General features: G+C 63.6%; 7 protein-coding genes. 1 reads left to right on the top strand and 6 read right to left on the bottom strand.

All coding sequences use genetic code 11. The annotated features are described in order from the left end of the window. Window positions 1-23 precede the first annotated feature (23 nt). Entirely contained in the window at window positions 24-1,007 is a 984-nt protein-coding gene (locus tag FB157_RS25830) for an HNH endonuclease signature motif containing protein (RefSeq protein ID WP_145883039.1), read from the bottom strand. A gap of 651 nt (window positions 1,008-1,658) precedes the next feature. On the opposite strand from FB157_RS25830, the gene FB157_RS25825 reads away from it, so the two are divergent. Next, the gene (locus tag FB157_RS25825; RefSeq protein WP_145883038.1) at window positions 1,659-2,978 is read left to right on the top strand and encodes an ATP-binding protein; all 1,320 of its coding nucleotides are present in this window, start codon (window positions 1,659-1,661) and stop codon (window positions 2,976-2,978) included. A 14-nt stretch (window positions 2,979-2,992) separates the two neighbouring features. Here the strand turns inward: FB157_RS25825 and dcm are convergent, their stop codons facing one another. From dcm to FB157_RS25800, 5 genes are all read right to left on the bottom strand, one after another. Next, window positions 2,993-4,966 (bottom strand): DNA cytosine methyltransferase, encoded by a 1,974-nt coding sequence (gene dcm, locus FB157_RS25820; RefSeq protein WP_145883037.1) that lies wholly within the window; start codon window positions 4,964-4,966, stop codon window positions 2,993-2,995. 617 nt (window positions 4,967-5,583) lie between these two features. Further along, on the bottom strand, window positions 5,584-7,584 hold the full coding sequence (locus tag FB157_RS25815) for an AIPR family protein (protein WP_145883036.1): 2,001 nt from the start codon (window positions 7,582-7,584) through the stop codon (window positions 5,584-5,586). Continuing rightward, a complete protein-coding gene (locus FB157_RS25810; RefSeq protein WP_145883035.1) occupies window positions 7,577-8,635 on the bottom strand; it encodes a PD-(D/E)XK motif protein in 1,059 nt (352 codons plus the stop codon). Before FB157_RS25810 ends, FB157_RS25815 begins: the two co-directional genes overlap by 8 nt. Further along, window positions 8,578-11,364: a Z1 domain-containing protein gene (locus FB157_RS25805; protein WP_261386532.1), complete on the bottom strand. Its 2,787-nt coding sequence runs from the start codon at window positions 11,362-11,364 to the stop codon at window positions 8,578-8,580. The genes FB157_RS25810 and FB157_RS25805 overlap by 58 nt, the downstream gene beginning before the upstream one ends. Before the next feature lie 68 nt (window positions 11,365-11,432). Further along, complete coding sequence (locus FB157_RS25800) at window positions 11,433-12,905, bottom strand: ATP-binding protein (protein WP_145883034.1); 1,473 nt, start codon at window positions 12,903-12,905, stop codon at window positions 11,433-11,435. Between the last annotated feature and the right edge of the window lie 720 nt (window positions 12,906-13,625).

Genomic DNA, 13,625 nt, shown 5'->3' with positions numbered 1-13,625 from the left:
GACAATGGGTTCCTGTCGGCTAGCTACCACGTTTCCGTCGTCGCTGTATAGTGCTCCTCTATGACGCGACGATTTAGTGGCGCGTCTTTTGGTATACGCAACGGGGTACCATGCAGCGCACGGTACCCCGTGTACCCCAGAAGGCTAGGGGCTATAGAGACGAGCAGATTGGGCCCAATGGCCAATAGCCCAGAATCAAACAAACGGTGAATATCTGCACGCAACAACAGCCCTTCCTCGACGTGGTGTTGCTCAGTGACAGCGAACGGTCGAAGGTGGGCCGCCTCGAGCGCTTCAGCTGGCGTCGGTCCTGTCACGGCACAAAACATGCCGTATTCGCGTACAAGGGCCTTGCGGAAGGCATCCTGACCTCGCCGTGCCGCCGCGATCGTACGCCGTCGCCCTCCCATCAGCACGGAGGGGCGTTGGAACCTCGAGCGACTTGCTACGCCTTCGTGAGGCATGCGGATGCCACGAGCCGCAACTGCGGCAAGTGTGCGGGCTAGGTCCATCGCCTTAATGGATTGTTGGTCCGATTTGCTTAGCGTGATCTCGGCGAGATCCGCCTTGCTGAGACACCCTTCGAGCGGTTGCCAGGTGCCGCCGTAATGAGCCCGATACGCTATGACCGAAATCACCTCCAGTATCGGTGCCGGAAAGGCCTTCTGGCAAGGGCTGCACCAGTACCGCACTTCCTGGGTGGTGCGTTCCTTGAAATTGGTGCTCCGACAATACGGACAGCGACGCCGTTCCTTTTTCTGGCCCGTCAATACGTCCAACTGCTCTATGTAGCCGACACCCAAGGCCTCACTACGACTGCGCACCACGACCAAGTCGCCAGCCCGCACTCGGCGATGGTTACCGACGGTCGAGTCATAGCTGTATGACTCCTCCGCCACGTCCTCATAGCCGGCGTTTCCCCGGAACTGACGCTCAGTGACGTCCGTAAGTAGGAACGACCAGGCCCGGGCGCTGACGTCTGCTGGCGTGATCTCTGAGCGGTCCACACTTGGAGGATACGAGTGCGTGCGGCACTTGAGTCAGCGTTAACAGAGATGCGCGTCTGGAGGCCTGTGTTGCCCGAGTCCGCGTCGCCACCGCACAGCGTCAAGGCCCGTGCGGCTGCGGCGTGGACAGACAAGAACGTAAGATCGTGCTCCAGGTTCATACACCTACGTACGGGAACACGACCGAGGCTTATAGGCTATCGGCCTGGCTTGCAGGCGGCGCCTCGTGAGGCCCTGGATAGGGAGCCCGTCGTCCGCCCCCCGGGTTTGGCATGTATGCGCTGCACGCCGCTCTTGCCGCGGCTCGTCAGCAAGGAGGGCTGGTATCTGGCGGCCAAGGTGCAGTGGGCTGAGCGACCTTGTGGATAAGTGGAACCACCAGTTGCAGACGATGGCTCCTGCACAGGTGGACCTGAGGTCCACGCGATGTTTGGCGTCCAGTGTGGTGCACCTGAAGTGGAAGGCGAACATGCTCGCCTTCGCCGCGGCCAAGGGAATCCTTCCTCCGGCAGCTGGCAGCCAGCAGCCGGCAGCGGTGTCCGCTGCTGGCACAACTGGGGCAAGGCCCTCGTAACCTACGTCCACGGCACGCCTGATGGTGGTGTGTGGGATCCTGGAGAGCCGCGTCGACGTCTCGGAGGCACCTGATCTATGACTCCACCGAAGTTTGAGAGCATCACCCCCTCTGCCGCTCGCCTCACCGAGTCGTTGAGGGACATTGGGTACGACTTTCCTGCAGCCGTTGCAGACCTCGTCGACAACAGTGTTTCCGCAGGTGCTGAGCATGTGGACGTCTTCATAGAGTTCGATGGCCCGGAGTCATACGTTCTGATTGCTGACGACGGCGCTGGCATGAGTGAAAGTGCTTTGACGGAAGCACTCCGGTTTGGCAGTAGGCGGGACTACGAACAAGGGGAACTTGGGCGCTACGGGCTGGGATTGAAAACGGCTTCACTGTCACAGTGTCGCGCTGTCACTGTTGCCACACGAAGGTCGGTCAAGCTGCCCCGTCTGTACGTCCGCACCCTCGATCTTGACGTGGTCGCGGAGGCCGATCAGTGGCTGGTGCTGAAGCCTGGGCGCGAAGGCCTCCCTCAGCGTGCCCTTACGTATCTCACCGAGGGAACTGGCACTGTCGTTATCTGGGATAAGCTCGACCGGGTTCTACCGGAAAGTCGGCCCGAGGGCGGTTGGGCGCGTCGCAGGCTGGACATGCTGGCCAAGCGTACGGCTGCTCATCTCGGTATGGTATTCCACCGATTCCTTGAGGGTACAACCGGCGGGCGTCGACTCGTCATCACCATGAATGGTGAGAAGATTGCGCCGTGGAATCCTTTTGCTCCTCACGAGCCGTCACGGAAGGAGCTTCCCAGCCAGCGGTTCGAAATAACCGTTGGGAATATCAGTGGGGCTGTGCGGATGAATCGGTACGTTCTGCCCGCCAAGGAGCAATTCAGCTCGCTGGAGCAATTTGAGCTGCTGTCGGGTCCGTTGAAGTGGAACCGCCAACAGGGTTTGTATATCTATCGGGCGGATCGCCTTGTGCAATGGGGAGGGTGGAACGGGATTCGCGGTATTGACGAACACACCAAGCTGGCCCGTGCCTCATTGGACTTCGACACCGACCTGGACGGTGTCTTCAATATCAATGTCGCCAAGGTTCGCGTGACAGTCCCAGTTCACCTGCGCCAGATGCTGGAGCGGCCGATTAACGAGTTGTGCAGCCGAGCGGATGAGGCATACCGCAAGACGGCTCGAGGCGCGGACTTGGGAACGCCAGGTTTCCGTGTGCCTCGTCAGGCGATATGGCGTGGTCCCGAATCGCCGGAAGCGGCCGCGATGAAGGATGCGGGGCTAGCGCTGCGGGCCGCTTCGATGCAAGCAGGAGAGTACGCGGCTTTGCTGCGCATCGTGGCTGTTCTTGAGGCAGAGGCCCCTGCGGTGGCCCAAGGCTTGGGGCTGATTACCTGAGCCACCTGTCGCTCTTAGTAGAGCAGTTGCTGCCTCTGCTCGTCGGCCTTGGAGCTAACGCACAGATTCTGTAGCGGACATTCGGTGCACAAGGGTTCGACGGGCCGGCACAGGCTGGCGGCGAGCTCGAGCAGCCCCAGATGCGCGCTGCGAGCATTTGCTCCGTAACCAATCAGACGTGCCACTGCCAGACGTCCATCGGTGAGCTGATTGCGCCGGTGGACGTCCTCGCCGGACACCCGCGCAGCAACACGAAGGACCCCCTGACGGGCGAGAACTGGCTCTTCCGACGCGGAATCGTCCGCTTCACCCACCTGGTCGCCGTCATCGCTCACTGGGACGGTGAGAATAGCCAAGTCGGCCACGACCTGACTGATGCCGGCGATACTGGACAACAACTCGTCATCGGAGAGCACATGAGGAGCTCCGACGAGCTCGGTGGCCACGGCGAGAAGTTGTTCACCACGACGCTCGCGACTGATCCACTTGGAAATCTCACGAAGTTCGGTCTCCGCGGCAAGCGTGTCAGCAGGTGTGGACCAGCGCTTCAACAGCGGCCACAAGGAGCGAGATTGCTGGGGCGGCATCCTGTCCAGCAGGATCTCGGCAGAGACGACCTGCCAACGTGACGATGCTGTCAGCCATGGCAGATTGCGATGCGCCAGGCTTGTAAACCAGTTCGCCAAAGTCTCTGCGATTTTCTGCGTCGTAGGAGCGGCAGGTCGCGCATCGTCCAAGGCGGCCATGACCGCACTGCCGAGGTGCTCGCCTAGAAACGGGGGAACCGCGTTGCCGACCTGCCGGAATGCAGCCGAGGGGGGTCCTGCAAAGCGGAATTTATCCGGAAACGTCTGCAAGCGGGCCGCTTCTCGCACTGTCAGTGTTCGGTTCTGCCGAGGATGGATGTACCAGTAGCCGTCCTTGGCGATATGCGCGGTGATAGTCCGCGACAGGCCGTTCTCGTCGAGGCGTTTGTACTTGTCCCGGAAGATGTCGTCCCGATATCGCTTCATCTCGTCGGGGAGGTCCGAGTATCGCGTGCTTGTTGACATGGACTCGAAAGCGAGCTCGTCGTCCTTTCGAACCGGTCGTGTGATGTGGTCGAAGACTTTGCCCGTGTCCGTGCTCGGCACTTGTTCGCGCATCTTCTTCTGGAAGCGCGTGAGGGGTTCCTCGTACTCCTTCCATCCCTCGGCTCCGCCCTCTGGGCGCCAACCGCCCTCGACCTCAGGCAGATCGCCGATGGCGTTCCACACCGTGACCTTGTCCGGGGTCTCATCAGGCCACGTGAAGTGATGTCCTTCGCGAAGGGCTACTAGTATCAGTCGCTGCCGGAACTGCGGTACCCCATAGCGCCAAGTATCAACAACACGTTCCTCCACGGCGTACCCGAGGGACTCCAATTCGTGGACCATCGTCCGCAGAATGAACATCTCACGGTCGAGTGCCATATCCGGCACGTTCTCCATGACGACAGCAGGCGGTAGCGCGAGACGGATAACCTCCAAGAACGAGCGCCACAGGTCACGGCGCTCGTCGTAAGGGTCACGCTGCCCTTCTCGAACACGATGCCGGATCTTGTAGCGTCCCGCCTTTGAGAACGGCTGGCATGGCGGCCCCCCGGCGAGCAAGGTGACGCCGGCCTGAGCCACTAGCTCGGCAACACGCTTGACCCGCTCCGGATCGCCGAGATCCCAGTCCAAGGTCAATCCACCGAAGTGGTGCCGGTGCGTCTCCAAGGCCTCACGGTCATGATCGGCAGACAGAACGACGCGGAACCCGGCGGACTCCAGGCCGTAACTCAGACCGCCAGCTCCGCAGAACAGGTCCGCTGCCAGCCGCTTTCCCTCCGAACGTAGCCGCTCGGCGTAGGCCAGGAAGGCCTCCTCATCCCCACACTCCTCCGGGTGCGGTTCCAGACGGACGAACGGGCCCCGTACCAGCTTCACCTTGTATGGGCTGCGCGGCGATTCCGCGATCTCCGTCATGACGCCTCCTGAGAAAACACCAGCACAGGTTACCTTTGCTACTTCGGACGGGGCGGCGGGACCGCGCTGTCCGCACCCGACGCCATCCTCGGACCCGCTAGAGGAAGGGTCGCTGCATCCCGCCGTACGGGGTCGGCTCCAGCCATGGGGCCCTGGGAGAGATAGCGAGCAGAACTGAGGCCGACACCGAGCGCCTGCCTGCGGATTTCCAGGGTCGGCCCTAGTTGCGGAGACCTGATCTCGTCTTCGAGGGTCAGCCCGCGGCGATCGTCACCACAAGCTGCTGCTCGGAGAGCTCCAAGGCACGTGCCTGTTGGGCCCACTTCCAGGGAGCTTCTCACGATGCGGCGTCGCCTTCCTCCGCGTCGGCGCTGGCAAGGGCTCGTTGCTTCGTACGGCCGCTCTTCGGCGTGATTGCACCGCGTACTGCAAAGTCAGCCAGCCCGGCCGCGCGAGGTGCCCGCTGGGCGAGCACTGCGTCGGCAAGCCCTGGCGGACGATCTGTACAGCCAGGCCGCCATCGAGGAGGACGACGGCAGGTCACGTCCCGATCAAGGTTGGCGAGGGCCTGCTCCTAAAGCGCTCTTCGTCCCGTAAGCGAGCCCTCACGCACCGTCCTATGGCGCGAACGCGGTGAAGCCCTCTTCGATCGCGTTGTCGTACACCTCGAGTGCCTTCCTGACCTGGGCCGGGGTGATGGTGCTGTCGGTCGCCAGCTTGGCGGCGATCGTAGTGGCGATTTGCTGCTCGGCCAGCTCCAGGGCGCGTGTCTCCCGCGCCCAGTCGGCCAGCATCTCCCACTCCCTCAGCTGGATCTGCTTGAGCCGGGAGAGCTGCTCCTCCTCTTCCTCCCGAGTGTCCACCGCGAACTCTACGGGCCGCGCCAGCAGCTCCTCGGCCAGTTCGTCCGGAACGGTCCAAGGGATGCCAGAAACCTCTTCCCAGCACTTGCTGCTCTTCGCCCACTCGGTGACAAGCTTGCCCTCCTGGATAACCATGTCCATGATCAGAAGACAAAGATCGTCGGCGGCCTGGACGACCGCATCACTCACCTTCTGCTCTCGCCAGATGCGGTCGAGGTCGATGCGCCGCTCGGTCTCCACGCAGAGGCGGGCCATCGTGTAGGCCGTGATCAGAGCCTTGTGGCTTCCTGCGTCGTGGACCTTGGCTACCTTGTCGACCGCCTTGAAGAGGATGCCCATGGCGACCGTTCGGCGACAGTAGTCCGCATCGATGACTGGGGGCTGCTTCTTGGTTTCAGCCTGGAAGGCGGCGAAGTTCTTCTGCGCTCCACGGCTTACCAGGTGCGGCAACCCGTTCCACGCGTTGACGAACTTGGCCAGGTCAGACTTGGCGAATCGTTGGGAGGCCGGGTTCTCGGCCTTGAACTTGCGCCGTGCTGCGGGTGCTGTGTGCTTCGCCTCTTCCACGGCGTACGAGCCACGGGCCCGCTCGTAGAACCAGCGTGTCTGCGGACCGCCGGGGGTGGTTGGTGGCGCCCACAGGGTGCGGCTGACCCGTTCGAATTCGACCTGGAACTTGTCGTTGGCCGAGAGATCGACCAGAGTGACCTTGTTCTGGGTATTCGAGTACTGCGAGATGCTCGGGACAATTTCCATCAGGTCGTCCGAACCCATCAGCGTCAGCTTCATCTGGACGCTGACACCGTCCAGATCCCTCTTGTCCCGCTTGAAGACGTGGTGGAGGGTGGCGGTGGTCTGCCCGCCGTTCACGATCTGGAGACCAGTGAGACTGCGGATGCCGACGCGCCTGCCTTCGGCGTCCTCGACGAACGTCGCGTCGGTCGCCGTCGCCGTGATTCCGTTGTTGTAGGCCAGGAACCGCCCCGGTTCATTGAGCAGGGTGAGGCGGATACCCCGGTTGACCGCAGTACGGGCCTGCAGGAACGCGCGCACGTTGAGTTCGAGAAGACGCGTGCGGTGCTCCTCGTACAGCTCGGCGAGATGGCGTCCGGGAACGACGGCGAGGGTGACCGAAAGATTGGGCTCGATGCTCTGCACCGACAGGCAGTTGATCGGCGGGTCGAACTCCACAACGATCGGCTCGCTGGCGGCACCGGACGTCTGCTGACGGTAGATCCGGGCCAGGTCCCAGAGGTGATGCTCGACGGGGAGGCCCTGGAAGTCAGTGGGCTCCGGCTGCGTGCGGGCCGCCGACTCGCAGTTGCTGAACAGGAAGAGGCGCACCTTGGAGGCGTTGGAAAGCAGCTTCTCGACGCCCTCGCACAGTTGGTGCACCTCGGTGGGCTGATCGAAGTTGCCCCGGATGCTGCCGGCCTTCTGCAGGAAGGCGAGCAGCCTGCGGTAGTGCTTTGTCACGTCCGCCTTGGTCAGCCTGTCGACCATGGGTTCGAGGCTGAAGACTGTGGTGTAGAGGTCGAGGACCGAGCGGTCGTCGCTGTACCCGAAGCCGTACACCATGACACCGTGCCCGCTGTGGTAGGCGACGGTCATGTTGGAGACGAAGCCGGACTCCTCCAACTGCTCCAGAACCCAACGGGTGAACGTCTTCGGGATGGAGCCGTCCTCCGCTTCTGCCAAGGTCTGTATGTCGCCCGTGAGCGTACGGGCGTAGTCGGCAAGGGGCAGCTCAGCCATCAGTACCTCTGATTACTTCGGTGACCTCTTCGGTCGTGGTGCGGTGCTTCTCAAGCGCGGTGACGCTGATGTCGTAGGCGCAGTTGCCGACCCCGTCGGGCAGGTCGGCCTCCACGATGCGCGGGAATCCCTTGCCGACGGTCCACAGGTCGGCGTGACGCAGTGTGTAACGCGGTTCATCGTAGAGGTCCCGCTGGTGCGGCAAATAGCCGGACTGGAGCAGACGGTGCTCGAACAGGGCGGATGCCGATGTGCCGCTGGCGGCGATACGGATGTCGTCCACGACTGAGTTGAGGCTCTCGCCGAGCCCACCTCGGCGCTCGTCGAGAGCCAGGTGTACGAGCACCAGGCGGCCGATACCACGATCGTCGAGTTGCCGTTCGTTGGCGATCCGGACGGTGCTCGGGTTCTTCTTGGCGGTCGTTTTGACCTCGATCGCGACGGACGGGAGCTGGAAGTCCTGGTTGCTACCCTCTGGCCCGGTCCACGCCTCCACCGCCGCACGCGTCGGGATGGTAGTGAGCAGGTGGGTACGAAGGTAGCGCAGCTCCCCGTAGAGCCCCAGCCGGGCCTCTCTGCCCAGGCCCTGGGATCCGACACTGCGCATGAGCTGCTGCCAGTGCGTGAACCGTCGGACCGCCCGCTCGAGGACGGTTTCCGACGACGCGTCCTTCGAGGTACGCGCGATGTCTTCCGCGAGAGGGGTGAAAACCTCCCGCAGTTCGCCGGCGGTCAGGGATATCTGGAGCTCGAACTCACGGCTGCTCACCGAACTGCAGGACAGGCTCAGGCCGTGAGTCTCCCGCAGGCCGACAAAGAGGGGGCGCGCACGGTCGACCGCTCGTGAACCACCTCTCAGCAGCAGCATGCGTTGCCCTCCCGGGTGGGACACGCCCACATGGATGTCGTGCCCGCTCTCGGGGAACAACCGCCGGGTGGAGCGCCCTCGGTCCGGCTGTGGTGCCTCCAGCTCCTGCCACAGTGATTCGTCGATCACGCGTCCTCGGCCCCGTCCTCGTCGCTGAGATCGTCCGAGTCGTCCTTCCACCATGGAGCATTCACGACGTACTCGGTCGCAGTGTGGGCCTTGGAGAAAGGGAAGCTGGCGGCGAACCCGATCAAGGGGATGTCGGGGTTCGCCTGCGGCGGCTCCATCATGTAGATGAGCAGGTGAGCCTGGTCGGGGCGACGCTGCCAGCGAAGAGGCTCACCCGTGGGCAGGGTAGGTGCGAGCGGTTCTCCGTTGCGGTTCTTGCGCCCCTCGGCGGCTTTTTTCGTCGCCTCCCAAGCGGCCTTGTACTGCTCCGGGTCGAGGTCGAGCGACTCGTCCTTGGGGTTCAGGATGCGCTTGATGGTGTGCTTCGTGGGGTCCGGGCGCGCGGTCTTGGAGGCCGCTCGTGTGACCGCGCCCAGAGTGTGTCCCGCGAGGTCGACGGGCATGTCCGCTCCCCGGCGGGAGACGATCCGGACGGTCCACCGGCCGAGCTCCCCAGCTTTGGCGCACTGCTGGATGTAGGCAGAGATGGCGTCCGGACGGATCCGGTTCGCCTCCGGCGCGGACTTGTAGGGGTCGAAGAAGCCGGACGCGACCACCTCTGCCGGGACCTCTGACCACACGAGACTGCCAGTCTTGGGGTCGACCTCCGGGGGGGTCTGCGCCAGGAGGGTGCCGACGAATGTCTGCAGGCTGTCGAAGTTGTGCTTCGGCTCCCCGTTGGTGACAGGGAAGATGGTCGTCTCTGCGAGTTCGCCGGAGAAGCTGAGCCGCACCCGCGTGCCCTGACGCATCTTGTTGGCGGCTGTGATGCTCAGACCCAGGGAGGAAGTGCGCACCTTGAGACCGAACTCACGAGGAGTGAGGCCAATCGCCGCCATCTCCTCGATGTCCCGGCGGAGTTCGTCGGTCGCGGCTGTGATCTCCTCGTAGGCCGCCACCAACTGCGTGGTCGTGTGAAGCCGGCAGAGGTCCTCGTAGCCGGGTCGGTATCCGAACCAGCGGCCCATCTGCAGCAGGGTGTCGTAGGTCTTGGCGAAACGCAGGTAGTAGCTCACCGATAGACCCTCGAGGGTGAGGCCACGCGACAGCTTCTGCCCGCCGACAGCGATGACGTACATGCCTGTGTGCCGGTTCGAGTAGTAGTCGAGTACGTCCTTGGCCACCCCGTTGATGGCCTTCACCTCGAGCTTCTGGATCGCGGGCAGAATTTCGGCGGCGGTCTGCTCCCAGGACAGCCGTTCGGCTTCGTCCGCGGTGAAGAAGGCGGTAGTGGGCTCGAAGTCCTCCTCCCACAAGCGCCGCAGTTCGTTCATGTGCGCACGAGACGCCTCTCCGTAGCGGTCCCTCAGGCCGCTCCGGAGCAGCCTCACGTAGTCGTCGATCTGATCTCGGACCTGCCCCTGGACCTTGGTGAAGCGTGTGACGTGCACCAGCATCGAGTTGTGGACGTCCACCTGCCCCCGCGCACGGCGGGCGGCGCAGGTCAGCACGAAGGAGTGGACGGCGCGTCGCAACGAATCCGGCAACTCGGCGGTCACCGTGAAGCCGGACTTGTGTTTTTCGGGGACCCACTTGTCGGTGTCGTCGACATGACGCACCAGCGGCAGTGGGTCGATGTCCTCTTCTTCCGCGTAGGCGCGCAGACCGAACAGGCGCTCCGGGCCGAGGTAGTTGGACGGCGCTCGCAGCGTTCGGATGAAGCTCTCGGGGAACAGGTCGCCGCCGAGGCTGTCGTGGTCAGCATCCGGGTCTATGTAGATGTTCGCGTAGGGGGTCGCGGTGTAGCCCACGTAGGACGACTTGTCGAAACTGGTCAGCAGCTTGCGTATGGCGGCGTTGATACTGGTGGGGTCAGCGCCGTCACCGGCCGTGTTCACGGACGCGTTGTCGGCCTCGTCGTCGATGACGAAGAGCGGAATGTCCTGCACTATCTTGCGACCCGTCTTGGGGTCCTCGACGCCGTGGACCTCCGTGACCCAGGTACGCAGGTAGTCGATGATCTTCGGATGCTTCTTGATCACGAGAACGACCGGGAAGTTGCCGATCGGCAGGTTCGCCTTGGAGGCGGTCTTCCGGTCGAAGTCACCCTTCTCGGTGCTGTTGGTCAGCGAAGCGACGTGAAGGCGAGGCTCACCAGCCATGGCGCCGACGCCGATGTAACGGTCGGCACCCTCTTGGTCGGACCGGAGCTGGTACTGGGTGTCGAAGCCCAGCAAGCCCTCGTCGATGCGGAGCTGGGTCTGGGCACGAAGATCGTTGAGGACACCGGCGAAGACGACGATCAGTCGGTATCCGGCGTCGGCAGCCTTCGCCGCCAGACCGATGAACTGGCCAGTCTTCCCGGACTGCACCTGGCCGATCACCAGCCCCATCCGACGCCAAGAACCGGGTCGGTGCGGATCCTCCAGCTCCCCGAGGACCTCGTCCGTCGTCCGGTCGATGCTGTTCACTACCTGGAGCGGCATGCCTCGCGAATGCTTCAGGAAGCGTTCGTACCGGGTCCAGAAGGGCCACGAACGGTCGTTCTTGGCATCGGGCAGCCACCGGACGTGGTTCTCACTGTCACTCAGCCCTGCTGAGCTCTCCTGAAAGATGGTGGTGCGGGACTCTACGAGCTTGCGTAGATCGGCTGCCTCCACCGTCACGCCGTTGAGGCCGGCGACCATCCTGGCCGTCTCAACAGCCTTGGTCACCTCGTCCGAAGTAGCCTGCCGGTCTTCCGGCAGAAACTGGATGGCCACCTTCAGCGCATAGGACAGATCCTTGATGACCGCCGGATCCACGAGTTCCTCCCCCTGGAGATCTGTAACTTGACGGACGGGAACAGCAGAGTGCGCCCTACCCCGGGCGGTCACTTGTTCCAGAATCCATCCAGCTGGTCGAATGGTTGCGTTGTGCGGATGACCTGTCGTGCCTCATGCGGAGAGCGGCCTTGGGCGACAAGTACATCGAACATGCGCTGGGCCACCTTGATCGCCTCCTCGGTGGCCCTCCCCGGACCACCGAAGGGTTCAGGGTCATCTGCTGTGTCGGTCTCGTGCAGCACACGCAGCGCCGGCACGGGTACCGTCTCCTCCAGCAACCGCAGCAGCGCCCGGATGTTCCCCGGATCGCCGCCCCCCTCACGTAGTACCGCCTCCACCAAGGGGTGCTTTCGGTTGATTCGGCAGTGGACCATGTTCTCGTCCCGCCGTACGTTCCACGCGAATGAGAGATTCTCGGCGCGCTGCCGTGCCGCTATCTGACCCCGGTTGCGGACGGTCTCGGCTGCGGCGGACCGAACCGTGCGCGCTATACGCTGAAGATGCTGGCGAAGTACGACCGGCGGCACCACTGTCGCCTTCCGGACATCAACCTGCCACTGGGCGTCGGTCTCCGCGGGGATGTCGACGGCGATGCGGGCCAGGTTGTACTTCTCCTCGCGCCGAAGCCCGCGTATGCCCAACCAACTCCCGGCCAGAATCAGACGGTTCCGGCGGTACACGTAGAAACCCTGCTGCCGAAGCCACCCCTTGGGTCCTCCGGCACGTTCCGACTCGGCAGGGGTCAGCCGCTGCAGTCCCGGGAGTATGTACGGCTCGACCCTGACCTTGTGCCCCTCGAGTGGCAGCTTCTCCACCGGGTGATGCAGCACCGACGGGTGGTTGGACAGAAACGGGTCCCACGGCTCGACGGCCAAGCCCGTGACACGCAACGTCAACGCGGCCGAGCCGGAGAGGAACCGGGCGAAGACGAGACCGAGGTGGCCGCGGACCTTCTCGGTCTCGTCGTAGAACTGCCGTTGAGTCTTGCGATCGGCGGCGGTGATCTCTCCGTACCCGGCGAGCCGGTGCCACAGCACTATCGTGCCGACGGACCGCCCGGCGGTGAGTTGCTCCATGGCCTTCTCGGCCTCGGCCGGCGGCTGTCGGAGCAACCGCCACTGACCGGTCTGTTCAACCACGTCCAGGTCCCATGTTCGCGAGCGCCAAGGGCCGTCGGCCTCCGCGGTGCAGACCGTCAGCAGGCGGCACTGGGAGAAAGAAGCCGACTTCAGCCCCATTCCGTACCGGCCCAGATCCTTGGACGTGCGGTCCGTGGCTGACCAGCGGGCCGCGACGGTCATCGCGGTGACCAAGGCCTCCTCCGACATGCCATGACCGTCGTCGACCACGGCTATCCACGATGAGGGCCCGTTCCACGTGAACTCCACATCGATCGTCTCTGCCCTAGCCGAGACGCTGTTGTCCACCAAGTCCGCGATGGCGTCCGGCAGTGAGTAGCCCAGAGAACTAAGGGAAGCCACCATCCCAACGGGCTCAGGAGGCGCGAGGTCGTACGCCATGTGGTACTTGGTCCTGCCCTTCCAGTCCAAGACGGTTGGATGATGAAGATATCCCCTCGTCGCTGATTGTGGAGCTTCTGTGTGCAAGGTGAATCTGAGGCGAGGGGACGACTGTGGGCCACCCCTGCCTAGGTCACTCTGTGGAAGGGGTGACCAACCATCATGTCGAGAAGCTGCAGAGACGTCCATAGGTGTCCGCTGCAGGTTTCGGCGGCGGGTGAGGTCACCTGGCATGTGGGGCCGGCATGTCATGAGGGTCTCGAGCTTGGTGGGATCAGCTGGCCCAACGGCCCAACACCTTCGCCGGCTCAGCTGGTGGCGGGCACCTTCCGTATGACCGTCTGTACCTCAGCCGGCGACTGTCAGCCGCGACGGCGGGCGCACCGACCGACCATGCACGCGTGTGGCATGCCGCACCCCCACCAGCCTCAGCCACGCTGCCAGGCCGTCGACCGCAGCAAGTCGCGCTGGTAGAAGCGTGGCGGTGAGATCTTGGCTGACGACCCCTTCGTCCCGAAGCAACTTGGGCGGAGGTTCGACCTTGGGCCGGTGTGCCTCTCACCTGCTGTGATGGTTCGTAGGTGTGCGCAGGTGTCCGCCGCCGTCCGTCGGCGTTGTCACGCAGTTACAACGGCTAACACAATGAGCCCAGTTGTCGGTGGGTGATGAGGCAGCAGGCGAGTTTGAGGAAGGCTTCGTGGATGTCGGCTCGCCGTTCCC

Source organism: Streptomyces sp. BK340 (assembly GCF_007827595.1).
Classification (GTDB): domain Bacteria; phylum Actinomycetota; class Actinomycetes; order Streptomycetales; family Streptomycetaceae; genus Streptomyces.
This window is presented reverse-complemented; position numbering and strand designations above follow the sequence as displayed.